The organism is Piscinibacterium candidicorallinum (assembly GCF_047549485.1).
GTDB classification, from domain to species: domain Bacteria; phylum Pseudomonadota; class Gammaproteobacteria; order Burkholderiales; family Burkholderiaceae_C; genus Piscinibacterium; species Piscinibacterium candidicorallinum.
This window is the reverse complement of the sequence record NZ_CP180191.1, coordinates 1,359,605-1,376,389: the sequence shown is the minus strand read 5'-3', so window position 1 is coordinate 1,376,389 and position 16,785 is coordinate 1,359,605. Positions and strand designations below refer to the sequence as shown.

Genomic DNA, 16,785 nt, shown 5'->3' with positions numbered 1-16,785 from the left:
CCACTCGACTTTCGACGTAGCCCGAATGTACGGACTCCGCTGAGAGGATACCGACCGCAAAAACCCAAACAAGACTTGCAACGATCCAAACACGATCCCAGCGAATTCGTCTGACCTTCATCATCGCCCCCTCGGTACGCGCACACTGACCGCAATACGCGAACTCGAACCCTTTCAATCCATCGGCACCGCACCCTGCCCCGCCTGATTGCTGCGCAGGTTGATGAACTCGTTCACGGCCAGCGCGCCCAGCACCATGGCACCACCGACCAGCGTCATCAGCCCCGGCCGCTCGCCGACGAAGACCAGCGCCCACACGATGCCGAAGATCACTTCCAGCAGGCAGAGCAGTGACAGCTCCGGTGCAGGCAGATGGCGCGCGGCCCACACCACCATCACGCAGGGCACGCCCAGCTGAACCACGCCCAGGAGCGTGACCCAGAAGAAGTCCATGCCGCTGGCCTTGAAGGGCATGGCCAGGGGCAGCATGGCCAGTGCCGAGATGGCGCCGCCGATCAGCACGGCGGCCGACAAGTCCACGGACTTGCCGCTCTTTTGCATGGTGACGAAGTTCACGGCCGCCGCCGCCGGGATACCGAGGGCCACCAGCACGCCCAGCAGGTGTTTGCCGCCCATGGCGCCCACATCCGTGATGTACATCAGCGCAATGCCGCTGCAGGCCACCGCGATCACGGCCCACAGTCGCAGGCCCAGCGGCTTGCGAAACACCGCCCAGGTGAGCAGCGCCGTGACCACAGGCGCGAGGCACTGGGTGATGAGGACGTTGGCCACGGTGGTGAGCGACAGGGCCATCATGAAGCAGCTGAACATGACGGCCCAGCACAGCCCGCAGATCCAGACCGTGCGGCCGGCGTCGCGGATCTTGCTGACGAACTCGCGCCCCTGCGTGAGCGGCAGCAGGATGGCCACGGTGACGGCTGCGATCAGGCTGCGCCAGAAGGTGAGCTCGAAGCCCGCTACGGCCGGGGCCTGGCGGGAAGCCACGCCGCCCAGAGACCACATGAGCGTGGCGACGATGACGACAAGGACTGCGGTGCGGTGCTGGCTGGTGCTGGACATGGACGTTGACGTGTTGTTCTGGCGCCTGCGCCCACACGCGGCAGCGCTTGAAATGCCGCCGTTCTGAGTGGGCTTCGCGCTCGTTTGGCGGCGTATGCGGGGTTCGCCACGCACTGCTCGCCGCTACTGAAACAGCGAGCGTCTGCAAGCGCAAGTCCCCAACGCCGCTTCCCGCTTGTCTGGCGCGGCTTTCCAGCCATTTTGGCCTGAAGAAGCGCATGGATGGCTGATCTTGCTTTTCGCTCCCGGGCCGCACAACCGACACCCGCGGGCATGGAACGCTGACAGCTGGAGCCTAGCAAGCCCCGCACGCGCCGCGGGCAGGTGCGCACACAAGGCCGCAGCGCGCGCTTGACGGGTCTGCGCTCCACGCCCGGGTTTCTGCAGCCTGTCGCAGTTTGATCGGCGGATTGCCGCGACGGCGCTACCTTTGCGTGCTTGGGCTGGCAGTGCGCCAGCACCGGCTTTGCATCGGCCGCGGGCCGCATGCGTCACAAGGAGGATGGATATGCCATGGTTCAAGACCACGCCGCAGCGGGCGTGGGCCGTTCTTGCAGGCGCCGGCCTGCTGGCTGCGGGCGCCGCGCTTGCCCAGACACCCGCACCGGCCAACCCGGCAGGTGGGGCCACAGTGCCAAAGCGCTACGACGTCCGAGACTTCTTCTCCAACCCGCCGCAGGCCTACTTCCGCCTGAACGAAGACGGCTCGATGCTCGGCTTCATGGCGCCGGTGGCCATGCCCGACGGCAAGGGAGGCTCAGTCAGCCGCCGCAACATCCACGTGCAGGCGCTCAAGGGCAGCACACCCGTGGGCACGCCGCGCCTGCTGACAAAGGAGTCCGCCCGCGACATCGACAACTACTTCTGGAAGGGCAAGCGCACGCTGATCTACCAAAAGGACTTCGGTGGCGACGAAAACTTTCACGTGGTGGCCGTGGATGCGCTGACGGGCAAAGTGACCGACCTCACGCCCTTTGAAGGCGTACGCGCGTCGGTCATCGATGACCTGCCCGATGATCCGCAGCACATGCTCATCAGCCACAACAAGCGTGACAAGAAGGTGTTCGACATCTACCGCGTCAATGTGGCTACGGGAGCCTCCACCTTGGTGGGACAGAACCCTGGCGATGTGACGGGCTGGATCACGGACCACCGCGGCCAACTGCGCCTGGGCGTGGCCAGCCGCGGCACGGACACCTTCGTGGTGTACCGCACGGGCAATGCCGGCAAGTTCAAGGACATCATCAAGACCGACTTCAAGACCGAGGTGCAGCCGCTGTTCTTCACCGCGGACAACAAGCGCTTCTATGCCCTGTCCAACCGCGGGCGCGACAAGAAGGCGCTCGTCACGATCGATCCCGCCAAGCCGGATGCCGAGCAGCTGGTCTTCGAGCGCGATGATGTGGACCTCTGGAGCGCCGTCTGGTCACGCAAGAGCAAACGCATGACGCACGCGGAGTTCATGACCGCGAAACTGGAGCGCAAGTTCTTCGACGACGCGGTCGCCAAGCGCTTTACCAACCTGGCCGCCAAGCTGCCGGGCATGGAGATCAACCTGCAGAGCGCCACGCGCGATGAGACCAAGTTCATCGTCGCCGCCGCGAGCGATGTGACCGAAGGTGCCCGCTACATCTACGACGCCAAGGGCGACACCCTCACCCGCCTGGCCGTGATCAACCCGAAGATCGACCCCAAGGACATGGCGCCGATGCGGCCGATCAGCTACACGAGCCGGGATGGCCTGACGATCAATGGCTACCTGACCCTGCCCGTGGGTAAGGAAGCCAGGAACCTCGCCTGTATCGTCAACCCGCACGGCGGCCCCTGGGCGCGTGATGGCTGGGGCTTCAACCCCGAGGTGCAGTTCCTCGCCAACCGCGGCTTCTGCGTGCTGCAGATGAACTTCCGCGGTTCCACCGGCTACGGCCGGAAGTTCTGGGAGGCGAGCTTCAAGCAGTGGGGCCGCACCATGCAGAACGACGTGACCGACGGCGTGCAGTGGCTCATCAGCCAGGGCATTGCCGACCCCAAGCGCGTGGGCATCTACGGCGGCAGCTACGGCGGCTACACCACGCTCGCCGGCGTGACCTTCACGCCGGACCTCTATGCCGCGGCCGTGAACTACGTGGGGGTGTCCAACCTGCTGACCTTCATGAACACCATTCCGCCCTACTGGGAACCCTGGCGCAAGCAGATGTACGAGATGGTCGGCAACCCGGAGACCGAGAAGGCGGCGCTGATGGCCGCCAGCCCCGTGTTCCATGCCGACAAGATCAAGACGCCGCTGTTTGTTGCGCAAGGCGCGCGCGACCCGCGCGTGAACAAGGCCGAGAGCGACCAGATCGTCGAAGCCCTGCGCAAGCGCGGCGTGGACGTGGAGTACATGGTCAAGGACAACGAGGGCCACGGCTTCCAGAACGAAGAGAACAAGTTCGAGTTCTATGGCGCGATGGAGCGCTTCTTCGTGAAGCACCTCAAGCCGTGATGGCGTGAGTGCATCAGCGGGCTGCGGCCTGCAGAAAGACAAAGGGCGCTGAATGGATCAGCGCCCTTTTTTATTGCAAGTCAAAAGTGCTTGCCGCTTGCCTGGTGGTGGAAGAACGGTTTCGGCGAGCACTGCTCGCCGCCGCTGCAACAGCGAGCGCCTGCAGGCGCGAGCCCCCTGCGCCACTATCCGCTTGTCCGGCGCGGATTTCCAGCCATTTTGGCCTGAAGAACCGCATGAAATGGACTTCTAGCGATTCAAGTCCGGGCTAGCGACCACCTGACAGGTCTCCCCCGCGAGGGGGACGGAAGGGGGATCGATCAACCGCGGCACACATGAGCGCGGCAGCGCTCATGCGGCTTCACGCTCTGCCTTCTTGCGCTCATGCTCTTTCAGATGGCGCTTGCGCAAACGAATGCTCTTGGGCGTCACTTCAACCAGCTCATCATCCGAGATGAATTCCACCGCGTACTCCAGCGTGAGCTGGATCGGCGGCACGAGGCGCACGGCTTCGTCGGTGCCCGAGGCGCGCACATTGGTGAGCTGCTTGCCCTTGATGGGGTTGACCACGAGGTCGTTGTCCCGGCTGTGAATACCGATGATCATGCCTTCGTACAGCGCTTCGCCCGGACTGACGAACATGCGGCCGCGGTCCTGCAGCTTCCACAGCGCATAGGCCACGGCTTCGCCGTCGTCCTGGCTGATCAGCACGCCGTTGCGGCGCTCGCCGACGATGCCCTCGCGCACCGGCGCGTAGCCGTCGAACACATGGCTCATCAGACCGGTACCGCGCGTCATTGACAGGAACTCGCCCTGGAAGCCGATCAGGCCGCGGGCCGGGATGCGGTACTCCAGGCGCGTGCGGCCACGGCCGTCACTTTCCATGTTGGCCAGCTCGCCCTTGCGCTCGCCCAGGGCCTGCATCACGGCGCCCTGGTGGTCGTCTTCCACGTCCACCGTCAGGGCCTCGATCGGCTCCTGCTTCACGCCGTCGATCTCACGGAACACCACGCGCGGGCGGCTGACGGCCAGCTCATAGCCTTCGCGGCGCATGTTCTCCACGAGGATGGTCAGGTGCAGTTCACCGCGGCCGGAGACTTCAAACACCGTGTCGTCGCCCGTGTCCTTCACGCGCAGCGCCACGTTGCTGTTCAGTTCCTTGGTCAGGCGATCACGGATCTGGCGGCTGGTGACGAACTTGCCTTCGCGACCGGCCAGGGGCGAGGTGTTGACCATGAAGTTCATGGTGAGCGTGGGCTCGTCCACGGCAATCATCGGCAGGGGCTCTGGCGTGTCCACGGCACACAGCGTGACGCCGATACCGATGTCCTCGATACCGTTGATCAGCACGATGTCGCCGGCGAGGGCTTCATCGGCCAGCTCGCGCTCCAGGCCGCGGAACTTGAGCACCTGGTTGATCTTGCGCGTGACCACGCTGCCATCCACCGGATTGCACAAGGCCACGGGCTGGCCGGGCTTGATGCGGCCACGGTTCACGCGGCCAATGCCAATGCGGCCGACGTAGCTGTTGTAGTCCAGCGAGCAGATCTGGAACTGCAGGGGGCTGTCCACGTCGTCGTCCCGCGTGGGCACGCGGTCCACGATCATCTGGAACAGCGGGTTCATGGTGCCGCTGCGCACGTCTTCGGTCAGGCCGGCAAAGCCGTTCAGGCCCGAGGCATAGACGATCGGGAAGTCCAGCTGCTCCTCGGTGGCGCCGAGCTTGTCGAAGAGTTCGAAGGTGGAGTTGATGGCGTAGTCCGGCCGCGCGCCCGGGCGGTCGATCTTGTTGATCACGACGATGGGCTTCAGACCGAGGGCCAGCGCCTTCTTGGTCACGAAGCGCGTCTGCGGCATCGGGCCTTCGACGCTGTCCACCAGCAGCAGCACGCCATCCACCATGGAGAGCACGCGCTCCACTTCACCGCCGAAGTCGGCGTGCCCCGGCGTGTCGACGATGTTGATGTGATAGCCGTTCCACTGCACCGCGCAGTTCTTGGCCAGGATCGTGATGCCACGTTCCTTTTCGAGGTCGTTGCTGTCCATCACGCGCTCGGCCACCTTCTCGTTCTCGCGGAAAGTGCCGCTCTGGCGCAGGAGCTGGTCCACGAGCGTGGTCTTGCCGTGGTCCACGTGGGCGATGATGGCGATGTTGCGTAGTTGGCGGGACATGAGGGGCCTATTTGTGTTGCGTTTGCGAGATGCGTTGTGGATCAAAAAGGTCATGCGCTAGGCGCACTGCACAGGCGGGGTACCACCCCGCCGTGCAAGGGCAACAACGCGCATGGCCTTTTTGGCCACAACCCTTCGGGAATCGACCGGTGGGGCCGTCATGCTGCGTTACGCACCTTGCGCGTATCGACATACGCGCAGCGGCACGCGCCTTGCCTGTACGCCCCCAGCGGTCGATTCGCACTCGTAAACGCAGCACAAATAGGCCCTCACTCTTTCAGGTTCAAAACTCGAGTGGGCTGCAAGCGGCGCTGATGCAGCTGGCCGATGCCAAGGAATCCATCCGGCCCGTACATGCGCACGGTGCCGTCAAAATCGTCAGTGATGATCAGGCGCTGCCCTTGGCGCACCCGATCCTGTTCGTTTTCGCTCAAGCGCACGGCATGCAAGCCCTGCGCCAGGCTGTCCACTGGTGCGAGCAGAGCTGCGGGATTCTGCACCGCAGACAATTGCTCCAGCGTGACGGCGTCGGCCACGCTCAGCGGGCCGACCTGCGTCCGATACAGCGCCGTCAGGTGCGCGCCGCAACCGAGCGCCTCGCCAATGTCTTCAGCCAGAGTGCGGATGTAGGTGCCCTTGCTCACATGGCAGCGCAGCACCGCGCTATCGGGCGTCTGGCTGAGTACTTCGATCGCATGGATCTGCACTCGGCGCGCCGCCCGCTCAACTTCAATGCCCTTGCGCGCCAGTTCATACAGCGCCACACCGCCCTGCTTGAGCGCCGAGTGCATGGGCGGCACCTGGTCAATCGGGCCGACGAAGCGCTCGCAAGCAAGCTGCAGCGCCTTCTGGTCGTGCGTGACCTCACGCGTGGCGATCACCTCACCCTCGGCATCCCCCGTGCTGGTCTTGATGCCGAAGCGCACGCTGGCCTCATAGGTCTTGTCTGCGTCCAGCAGATCCTGCGAAAACTTGGTCGCCTCGCCAAAGCACAGGGGCAGCAGGCCGTGCGCTTCGGGGTCCAGCGTGCCGGTGTGGCCCGCCTTCTTGGCGTGCAGGATGCGCCGCGCCTTCTGCAGCGCATCGTTGCTCGACAGGCCACGAGGCTTGTTCAGCAGGAGCACGCCATGGACCGCCACCCGCTCCACACGCCGGGCGGGAATGGCCAGGCGCGTAGGAGCTTGAAGTTCCATGCGCTAGTCCTGTGCCTTGTCCTTGACGGCCTGATCGATCAGCTCGGAGAGGTGCGCTCCGCGGGCAATCGACTGGTCGTGGATGAAGTGCAGTTCGGGGGTCTGGAAGATCGAGATGCGGCGGCCGAGCTCGCGGCGCAGATAGCCACGTGCAGCGTTCAGGCCAGCAATGACCTCATCGATCTTGGCGTCCTCGGCCAATGTCGTGAAGTAGACCTTGGCGTGGGAATAGTCAGGCGAAACCTCGACCCCGGTCAGGGTGATGAGGCCGATGCGCGGGTCCTTGACCTCGAACTGCAGCAGCTCGGCCAGATCGCGCTGGATCTGGTCGCCGACCCGTAGGGGTCTGCCGCCGGTCTTGGGCTTGTTGCGCATCGGGCGTTCATCGGGCTGCGCGCATCAGAGCGTGCGGGCCACTTCCTTGACTTCGAAGACCTCGAGCTGATCGCCCTCGGAGATGTCGTTGTTGTTCTTGAGCGAGAGACCGCACTCGAAGCCGGCCTTGACCTCGCGCACGTCGTCCTTGAAGCGGCGCAGGCTGTCGAGCTCGCCCGTCCAGATGACCACGTTGTTGCGCAGCAGGCGAACCTGCGCGCCGCGCTTGATGAGACCATCGAGCACCATGCAACCCGCCACCTTGCCGACCTTGGAGACGCTGATGACCTGGCGGATTTCCACCAGACCCAGCACTTCTTCCTTCTTCTCGGGCGCGAGCATGCCGGACAGCGCGGCCTTCACATCATCCACCGCGTCGTAGATGATGTTGTAGTAGCGGATGTCGATGCCGTTGTTCTCGGCCAGCTTGCGCGCACCGGCGTCGGCACGGGTGTTGAAGCCGATGATGACGGACTTGGTGGCGATGGCGAGGTTGACGTCGCTCTCGGAAATGCCACCCACCGCGCTGAACGCGATCTGGACCTGCACTTCGTCGTTGGCCAGCTTGCCCATGGCATGCGCAATGGCTTCCTGCGAACCCTGCACATCGGCCTTGATGATGAGCGTGAGGTTCTTCTTGGCGCCGTCGCCCATGTTCTGGAACATGTTTTCGAGCTTCGCGGCTTGCTGTTGAGCCAGCTTGGTATCGCGGAACTTGCCCTGGCGGAACAGCGCGATTTCGCGCGCCTTGCGCTCATCGCCCAGCACCATGAGCTCGTCACCGGCGGCAGGCACTTCGGTCAGACCTTGAATCTCGACCGGGATGGACGGGCCGGCTTCCTGCGTCGGCTTGCCGTTTTCGTCCAGCATGGCGCGCACGCGACCGAAGCTTGCGCCGGCCAGCACGATGTCGCCACGCTTGAGGGTGCCGCTTTGCACCAGCACCGTGGCCACAGGACCCTTGCCCTTGTCCAGACGGCTTTCGATCACCAGACCCTTTGCCGGGGCTTCCTTGGGCGCCGTGAGCTCCAGCACTTCGGCTTGCAGCAATACGTTCTCGAGCAGGTCGTCGATGCCTTGGCCGGTCTTGGCAGACACCGGCACGAAGGGCGAATCGCCACCGTATTCCTCGGGCACGACTTCCTCAGCCACCAGCTCCTGCTTGACGCGATCCGGATTGGCTTCGGGCTTGTCGATCTTGTTCATGGCGACCACGATCGGCACACCCGCACTCTTGGCGTGACGGATGGCCTCCTTGGTCTGGGGCATGACACCGTCATCGGCAGCGACCACCAGGATCACGATGTCGGTTGCCTTGGCGCCGCGCGCACGCATTGCCGTAAAAGCCTCGTGGCCGGGGGTATCCAGGAAGGTGACTACTCCGCGCGGCGTATCGACGTGATAGGCACCGATGTGCTGCGTGATGCCACCGGCTTCGCCCGCAGCCACCTTGGCACGGCGGATGTAGTCCAGCAAAGAGGTCTTGCCGTGGTCGACGTGACCCATCACGGTCACCACCGGGGGGCGCGGCAGGGATTCGAACTCGCTCGTGGTCTCTTCTTCGGTCAGGAAGGCTTCCGGGTCATCGAGCTTGGCCGCAATCGCCTTGTGGCCAAGTTCCTCGACCACGATCATCGCGGTGTCCTGGTCCAGCACCTGGTTGATGGTGACCATCTGGCCCATCTTCATCAGCGACTTGATGACCTCCGCGGCCTTGATGGCCATCTTGTGCGCGAGATCGCCCACGCTGATGGTCTCTGGCACGTGCACTTCGCGAACGATCGGCTCGGCCGGCATGTTGGTGCGCTGGTCTTCACCGCGATCATCGCCGCGACGTCCGCCCTTGCCCCGGCCGCCGCCCGCGCGCCAGCCATCGCGCCCGGCGGGCGACGCCGGCTTGCCGGCGGGCTTCTTGCCGCGCGCGCCGTCTGCAGACCAACTCGAGGACAACTCGCCCGCCTTCAGGGTCTTGGTCTTGGCACCCGGCTTGTCATCCTTCTTGACTTCTTCCGTCCCGGCGGCCTTCGCAGGCTTGTGCAGGGTGCCTGAAATCGGAGCAGGCGCAGGGGCTTCAGGCGCTTTGACGATCTTCTTAGGCGCAGCCATGAGCTGACGGATGCCCGCCGCTTCGGCCTCGGCACGCTTGCGCGCGTCATCGCGGCGCTTGCGTTCGTATTCCTCGGCCTTGGCGCGGGCTGCGGCTTCTTCGGCAGCACTCGGCACGGCGGGAGCGGGCGCCACCGCAGCTTCAACCGGCGCAGGCTCTGCAGCCGGAGCAGCTTCGGCAGGTGCATCTGCCTGAGCTGCGGCAGCACTGGCCTGCGCATCGCGCTGGCGCTGCGCTTCACGGGCAGCTTCCTCGGCCTCTGCGCGAGCGCGGGCCTCGGCCTCCTGGCGTGCGATCAGCTCGGCCTGACGGCGCGCTTCATCTTCGCGGCGAATACGCTCCTCGTCGGACACGACGGGTGCGGCGGGCGCCGCAGCAGGGGCTTCGACAGGCGCCGCGGCGGCTTCCGTGGCATCGCGCTTGACGAGCACGCGCTTCTTGCGCACTTCCACCTGGATGGTGCGTGCCTTGCCAGTGGCGTCAGCCTGCTTGATCTCGGTGGTCTGCTTGCGCGTGATCGTGATGCGCTTCTTTTCCTCGCCGGAGGACCCATGCGCCTTGCGCAGGCTGTCGAGCAGCTGTGTCTTGTCCGACTCAGCGAGCAGATCATCCGCCGCTGCCTTGGAGACGCCGGCGGCCTTGAGCTGTTCGAGCAGCACAGGAACCGAGAGCTTCAGTTCGCTGGCGAGTTGGGCGACGGTGGTACTTGCCATTCAGTCCTCAGAATCTTTCAGGGTGCGGGCACATGGGTGACCGGCAATCAGCTCCAGCTTTGGCGAGCCTGGATGATCATGTTCTTGGCGGCTTCCTCGCCCACACCAATGGCTTCATTCAATTCTTCACTGTCGAGCTCGGCCAGATCCTCGATCAGGTAGACGCCGATGTCCGCCAGCTTGGGCAGCATGTCCGCGGTCAGGCCCTCAATGCCCAGCAGGTCGGTCTTGCCGGCACCGGTCTCGAGCGACTCCTCCTGTGCGAGAGCCTGCGTCAGCAGCGCGTCACGCGCGCGATTGCGCAGCTCATTGACCGTGTCTTCATCGAAGGCTTCGATGGCAAGCATCTCGTTGATGGGCACGTAGGCCACTTCCTCGAGACCCGTGAAGCCTTCGTCCACGAGGATGCCGGCGACTTCCTCGTCCACGTCCAGCTTGTCGACGAAGAGCTTGACGACGCGGTCGCGCTCGGCGGTCTGCTTGGTTGCCGATTCATCGGCGGTCATGATGTTGATCTGCCAGCCGGTCAGCTCGGAAGCCAGACGCACGTTCCGACCGCCAACACCGATGGCCACGGCCAGCTCGTCCTCGTTCACGACCACGTCCATGGCGTGCTTTTCCTCGTCCACAACAATGGACTGCACATTGGCAGGAGCCAGGGCACCGATCACGAACTGGGCCGGATCTTCGCTCCACAGCACGATATCCACACGCTCGCCGCCCAGCTCACCCGTGACCGCCTGCACGCGAGAACCACGTACACCTACGCAGGTGCCGATAGGGTCGATGCGACGGTCGCTCGTGGTCACGGCGATCTTGGCGCGAACGCCCGGATCGCGGGCCGCAGACTTTATCTGCAGCAGGCCCTGCTCCATCTCGGGCACCTCGAGGCGGAACAGCTCAATGATGAATTCCGGAGCGGTGCGCGACAGTTCGACCTGCTGGCCGCGCGCGGTGCGGTCCACTTTGCCGATGTAGGCACGCACGCGGTCCCCAATGCGCAGATTCTCCTTGGGGATCGTCTGATCGCGGCGCAGCCGCGCCTCGACCTTGCCGATTTCGACAATCGCGTCACCACGGTCCATGCGCTTGACCATGCCAGTGACGATCTTTTCGCCGCGCTCGAGGAAGTCGTTGAGGATCTGTTCCTTCTCGGCGTCGCGAATGCGCTGCAGGATCACCTGCTTGGCAGCCTGGGCGCCAATGCGGCCGAACTCGACGTCATCGAGCTGCTCTTCGACGTGATCGTCAAGATCGATCTCGGGCAGCTGCGACCGCGCTTCGGACAGTGCCATCTGCGCCGAGGGATTCTCGACGGCGTCGTCGGCCACAACCTGCCAGCGGCGGAAGGCATCAAACTCGCCGGAATCCCGGTCGATCGAGACGCGCACATCCACCTCGGGATCGGTAAAGCGCTTCTTGGTCGCCGAAGCCAGGGCGGTCTCCAGGGCACCGAAGACCACTTCCTTGCTGACATTCTTCTCGCGCGCCAGTGCGTCCACGAGCATCAGCACTTCACGATTCATTTCCTGCCCTTCCCAAAATCGAGCGCCGGGTTGAGGTTCGCACGCTCAATGTCCGACAGAACAAAATCCAAAACCTGCTCGGTGCCATCCTTGCCCTTGAAGACCAGCGCCAGCTTCGCGTCTGGTCCTTCACCTTCGGGAGTCTGCAGCACACCTTCGAAATTCTTTCGACCTGCCAGCGGCACGCGCAGCTTCAGCACAGCGTTTTCGCCAGCAAACCGCACAAAGTCAGCCAGCTTCTTCAGCGGACGATCCACGCCGGCCGAACCGACTTCCAGACGCGCGTAGTCGATGCCTTCGACCATGAATACATTGGTCAACTGCCGGCTGACGCGCTCGCAGTCTTCAATCCTGATCCGTTCGCCACTGCCGTCTGCGCGATCGATCGTGATGCGCAGCAGTCCGCGGCCGGCGCGTTCGGCATCCACGAGCTCATAGCCCATCGGCGCAATCGTCGATTCAACAAGTTGGGTCAGGTCGGCCATCGATATCCACTCGGCACTGCTGCAACATCAAAACGCGCGCCAGAAAAAAAAATGGGCCGGAAGGCCCAATTTCAGGCGGCTTCTACGCCGACTGCATCAGGCGCAAATCGCGCCCGAACAGCCAACTGAGCCATCAGCAGTAGCTAATCCTTTGAATTATAAGGAATTCCGCGTAGAAGCTCAAAGCGCCACCGCAAATTGATGCGCTGCGGCGGGCGCCGGACGCGACTCAGCCCTCCGCAGGCGCGGGCGGACCCGAACCGCCGGCGCCGCCCTTGCCGCCACGGCGGCCACCACGGCGACGATTGCGCGACTTGGGCTGCTGCTGGGGCGCGGCGCCGTCCACGGCCGCAGCCTTCTTGCCGGGCTGCGGCCCGCGGCGGGTTGCGCCATTGCCCTGGGGCCGATTGCCGCCGGTCTTCTTGCCTGGCCGGCCGGGCTTGCCACCGCCGCCAGGCTTCGCGCCCGCAGGCCGATTACGCCCGCCGGGAGCAGCGCCGGGCTGGCCCATGCCGCTCATCCAGGCGTCCGGGTTGATGTTCAGGGCATGGCTCGTCAGCATGACGTGGCCCGCCTCGTTGTGCGTCGCCAGAAACTTCTCACGGCGACCGCGCGGCTTGGGTGGCTGGTAATCCATGCGGTTGCCGTCCTCTTCGTCGGGCTCCGCTTTCGGCTTCGGGCCGAGGCCCAGCTCGGACTGCAGTGCACGGCAGGTGTCCGCGTCCAGCTCCATCCACTGTCCGCGCTTCAGACGCGGTGGCAGCACAAAGCCGCCAAAGCGAATGCGGATCAGCCGGCTGACCGGCAGGTTCACCGCGTCGAACATGCGGCGCACCTCACGATTTCGCCCTTCGCTGATGACGACACGAGCCCATTGGTTCGCGCCCTCGCCGCCTGCACTTTCGATGCTTGCGAACTTGGCCGGACCATCATCGAGTTGCACGCCGGTGAGCAGCTGGTTGCGCTGCTCCTCGGTCATCTCGCCGAGAAAGCGCACCGCATACTCGCGCTCAAGACCGAAGCGGGGATGCGCCAGACGGTTGACGATCTCGCCGGAGTTGGTGAATACGAGGAGACCTTCGGTGTTGAAGTCCAGCCGGCCGACGGACATCCACTTGCCAGTCTTCACACGCGGCAGCACGTCAAAGACCCGCGGGCGCTTGTTCGGATCATCATGCGAAACAATTTCGCCTGCAGGCTTGTGATACAGGACGACGCGCGGCGGTCGCGTGAGGTCCTTGCGCATGATCTGCTTGCCATTGATGCGGATCGTGTCGGATGGTAGAACGCGCTGGCCGATGTGGGCGGGCTCACCATTCACCGAAATGCGTCCGGCGAGGATCAGTTCCTCCATCTCTCGGCGCGAGCCGATGCCGGCATCAGCCAGCACCTTGTGCAGCTTGGGCGCATCCTCCGGATTGAGCGCGCCCTTGTTGACGATTGCATCGAAAGCGCGACCTGCGGCGGCAGGTGGCGGGTCACCCTCGTCAGACACGCCCGCCTGCGCGTTGCCGTCTGCGCCTTGATGCGGTGGGCGTGCATCGCGATCGCCACGACCACGCTTGCCGCCGCGTCGGCTCCGATGTCGCCGGCGCGCGCCGCCGCCTTCACCGGGTTGCGCGCCTTCAGCTTGGTTAGCGGGGCCGCTCTCGGCAGCCTGCGACGGATTCTTGATCTGCGGATCGTTATCGCTCATGGGCGTTCTTCCTGGGGCGGCGTCGACGCCGCAGACTCACTCAGACCTGCTTGCGTATCAGGGGCGGCATCCGGGGCGACAGACTCCGGAACTTGTGCGGTGACCCCGGCTTGCGCGATCGTGGAATCGATCAAAGGCTCGGCTAGCTTCGCCGGCGCTTCATCGCCCGCTGCATGCGCAGTGCCGGATGCTTCGCCCGCCTCATCGCCATGAGGCGCCAGGTCCACTACCGCGTCGGCTTCGGCGCCCGGATCACCCGCAACAACGACCGCGGGCCCGTCGAAATCGATCATCTGCTGGCCTGGCATGGGCAGGGCCGGGACGGACCCGTCATCACCCAATGCCGGCAGTTCGCTCAATGAAGCCAGACCGAGGTCATCGAGGAACAGCTTGGTCGTGCCAAACAATGCCGGGCGGCCGGGTGTATCGCGGTGACCGATCGTCTCAATCCAGCCGCGATCTTCTAGGGTCTTGACGACAGTGGCTGCCACGGTCACGCCGCGAATGTCCTCGATGTCACCGCGCGTCACCGGCTGGCGGTAGGCGATGATCGCGAGGGTCTCAAGCACCGCTCGCGAGTAGCGCGGCGCACGTTCAGGATTGAGCCGGTCGAGATACTCGCGCATCTCGGGCCGCGTCTGAAAACGCCAGCCGCTGGCCAATCCGATCAACTCCACGCCACGCCCGGACCACTCCTGGCGCAGTTCCTCAAGCACAAAGCGGACCGTGTCCGCGCCGATCTCGTCATCGAACAGCTTGCGCAGCTCGGAGATGGGCATGGGCTGCTGGGCAACCAGCAGCGCCGTCTCGATGACGGTCTTGGCGTGCAGTGTCGTCATGAATTGCGGCACGCCTGGTCAGCGCACCAGAGAGCATGTTTGTGAGTCATCCCGGAGACGGCGGGCCCGGGCTTCAAGCATCGTCCGGCCGTGCTGTGCCGGCGGTGCTACGCACTCGCGGGCCATAACGCATCGATTCCCTGAGCCCTGTGTCGCCCGCCCGGTGCGCTTGCGCGCGACGCATGGCGGGAGAAGAACATGGCAAAAGGCCCGCGCATCGCGGGCCCTCGTGATTGACGCCCGTACTAGCCATGCGCCGATCTGAATGTGGTTGCGAGGGCAGGATTTGAACCTACGACCTTTGGGTTATGAGCCCAACGAGCTACCAGACTGCTCCACCTCGCGTCGAGACAAAGACTATATCGCATATCGACGCAGCGCACAAACGAGTAGGTGTGCCGAGCAGTGCAGCCCGGCGGATTTAGAGCAGGGCCTCAATGTCCTTTGCGATGGCGGCGGGCTCGGTGGTCGGGGCATAGCGCTCCTTCACGGCGCCTTCGCGATCGACCAGAAACTTGGTGAAGTTCCACTTGATGCCTTCACTGCCGAGCAGACCGGGCGCAGACTTTTTCAGGAAGCTGAAAAGCGGATGGGCATTGCCGCCGTTGACCTCGATCTTCTCGAACATCGGGAAGCTGACCCCATAGTTGCGCTCGCAGAAGTTTGCGATTTCGTCGGCGCCCCCCGGCTCCTGATGGCCAAACTGGTCGCAGGGAAATCCAAGCACGACCAGTCCACGGTCCTTGTACTTGTCGTGCAGTTCCTGCAGGCCCTTGTACTGCGGAGTGAAGCCGCACTTGCTCGCGGTGTTCACGACGAGCAGCACCTTGCCGCGGTACTGGGCGAGGTCCGAGGGGCTGCCGTCGAGCAGCTTGGCTGAGAAATCGAATGCGGTGCTCATGGGTCTTGTTCTGATGCTCAGACAATCGAGAGGTGGCCCACGCCGAGCGAGGGGTCGCGCTGCGCGAGTTTGGATTCGAGCTTGATGCGCAGACGCAGGTCGTTGACGCTATCGGCGTTGCGCAGCGCATCTTCGTAGCTGATCTTGCCGTCTTCGAAGAGATCGAAAAGGTGCTGGTCGAAAGTCTGCATGCCCAGTTCGCGCGAACGCTTCATCACGTCCTTGATCTCGCCGACCTCGCCCTTGAAGATCATGTCTGAGATGAGCGGCGAGTTGATCAGGATCTCGCAGGCGGCGGCGCGGCCCTTGGAGTCCTTCAGCGGGATCAGGCGCTGGGAGATCATGGCGCGCAGGTTCAGTGACAGGTCCATCAGCAGCTGCTGGCGCTTTTCTTCCGGGAAGAAGTTGATGATCCGGTCGATGGCCTGGTTGGAGTTGTTGGCGTGCAGCGTGGCCATGCAGAGGTGGCCGGTTTCGGCAAAGACGATGGCGTTCTCCATCGTGTCCTTGTCGCGGATTTCGCCGATCTGAACCACATCGGGCGCCTGACGCAGGGCGTTCTTCAGTGCGGCCTCCCAGGACTCCGTGTCCACGCCGACTTCGCGCTGCGAAATGATGCAGTTGGCATGCGGGTGCACGAACTCGATGGGGTCTTCGATCGTGATGATGTGGCCGTGGGTGGTTTCGTTGCGATGCCGCAGCATGGCCGCCATCGAGGTGGACTTGCCCGAACCTGTCGCGCCCACAAGCAGCACGATGCCGCGCTTGGCCATCACGATGTCCTTGAGTTGCGGCGGCAGACCCATGCCTTCCACGGTGGGAATATTGGCCGGAATCGTCCGCAGCACCATGCCCACCATGCCCTGCTGCACAAATGCATTGCAGCGGAAGCGGCCGATACCCGAGGGGTTGATGGCGAAGTTGCACTCCATCTTGTTCTCGAACTCGGCGGCCTGCTTGTCGTTCATGATGGCGCGCGCCAGTTCGGCGGTGTGCACATGCGTCAGCGCCTGATTCGAAACGGGCACCACGCGGCCGTCGATCTTGAAGGCCGGCGGAAAGGCAGCGGTGATGAAGAGGTCCGAGCCACGCTTCTGAAGCATGAGCTTCAGCAGGTCGTGCATGAACTTGGTGGCCTGATCGCGTTCCATGTGCGGTCCAGTACTGCAAAGAGAGTGGGGGGCTCAGGTGCGCGTGCTGCGCGCGCCCGAGC

Annotated in this window: 12 protein-coding genes and 1 tRNA gene; 1 reads left to right on the top strand and 12 read right to left on the bottom strand. The window is 64.2% G+C overall.

Annotation, left to right across the window (positions count from 1 at the left end; translation table 11 throughout):
- Window positions 1–174 precede the first annotated feature (174 nt).
- Entirely contained in the window at window positions 175–1,080 is a 906-nt protein-coding gene (locus ACMDW7_RS06160) for a DMT family transporter (protein ID WP_377302337.1), read from the bottom strand.
- Window positions 1,081–1,588: 508 nt separating this feature from the next.
- Here ACMDW7_RS06160 and ACMDW7_RS06155 point away from each other — a divergent pair.
- Window positions 1,589–3,565, top strand: a complete 1,977-nt coding sequence (locus ACMDW7_RS06155) for an alpha/beta hydrolase family protein (protein ID WP_377302339.1) — start codon at window positions 1,589–1,591, stop codon at window positions 3,563–3,565.
- A gap of 351 nt (window positions 3,566–3,916) precedes the next feature.
- Here the strand turns inward: ACMDW7_RS06155 and typA are convergent, their stop codons facing one another.
- From typA to ACMDW7_RS06100, 11 genes are all read right to left on the bottom strand, one after another.
- The gene (typA, locus tag ACMDW7_RS06150; protein WP_377302341.1) at window positions 3,917–5,737 is read right to left on the bottom strand and encodes a translational GTPase TypA; all 1,821 of its coding nucleotides are present in this window, start codon (window positions 5,735–5,737) and stop codon (window positions 3,917–3,919) included.
- Window positions 5,738–6,006: 269 nt separating this feature from the next.
- Window positions 6,007–6,930 carry a tRNA pseudouridine(55) synthase TruB gene (gene truB, locus ACMDW7_RS06145; protein WP_377302343.1) on the bottom strand — a complete coding sequence of 308 codons (924 nt, stop codon included), beginning with the start codon at window positions 6,928–6,930 and terminating at the stop codon, window positions 6,007–6,009.
- A 3-nt stretch (window positions 6,931–6,933) separates the two neighbouring features.
- A complete protein-coding gene (gene rbfA, locus ACMDW7_RS06140) occupies window positions 6,934–7,305 on the bottom strand; it encodes a 30S ribosome-binding factor RbfA (RefSeq protein WP_377302345.1) in 372 nt (123 codons plus the stop codon).
- Window positions 7,306–7,329: 24 nt separating this feature from the next.
- Complete coding sequence (gene infB, locus ACMDW7_RS06135) at window positions 7,330–10,125, bottom strand: translation initiation factor IF-2 (RefSeq protein WP_377302347.1); 2,796 nt, start codon at window positions 10,123–10,125, stop codon at window positions 7,330–7,332.
- A gap of 47 nt (window positions 10,126–10,172) precedes the next feature.
- Complete coding sequence (gene nusA / locus ACMDW7_RS06130; protein WP_377302349.1) at window positions 10,173–11,651, bottom strand: transcription termination factor NusA; 1,479 nt, start codon at window positions 11,649–11,651, stop codon at window positions 10,173–10,175.
- Window positions 11,648–12,136 (bottom strand): ribosome maturation factor RimP, encoded by a 489-nt coding sequence (gene rimP / locus ACMDW7_RS06125; RefSeq protein WP_377302351.1) that lies wholly within the window; start codon window positions 12,134–12,136, stop codon window positions 11,648–11,650. Before rimP ends, nusA begins: the two co-directional genes overlap by 4 nt.
- Before the next feature lie 229 nt (window positions 12,137–12,365).
- Complete coding sequence (locus ACMDW7_RS06120) at window positions 12,366–13,832, bottom strand: pseudouridine synthase (RefSeq protein WP_377302353.1); 1,467 nt, start codon at window positions 13,830–13,832, stop codon at window positions 12,366–12,368.
- Entirely contained in the window at window positions 13,829–14,671 is an 843-nt protein-coding gene (gene scpB, locus ACMDW7_RS06115; protein WP_377302355.1) for an SMC-Scp complex subunit ScpB, read from the bottom strand. The genes ACMDW7_RS06120 and scpB overlap by 4 nt, the downstream gene beginning before the upstream one ends.
- Before the next feature lie 268 nt (window positions 14,672–14,939).
- Window positions 14,940–15,016 (bottom strand) — tRNA-Met (locus tag ACMDW7_RS06110).
- A 76-nt stretch (window positions 15,017–15,092) separates the two neighbouring features.
- Complete coding sequence (locus ACMDW7_RS06105; RefSeq protein WP_377302357.1) at window positions 15,093–15,572, bottom strand: glutathione peroxidase; 480 nt, start codon at window positions 15,570–15,572, stop codon at window positions 15,093–15,095.
- A 17-nt stretch (window positions 15,573–15,589) separates the two neighbouring features.
- Window positions 15,590–16,723, bottom strand: coding sequence for a PilT/PilU family type 4a pilus ATPase (locus ACMDW7_RS06100; protein WP_054126788.1), 1,134 nt, complete (start codon window positions 16,721–16,723; stop codon window positions 15,590–15,592).
- Window positions 16,724–16,785 lie beyond the last annotated feature (62 nt).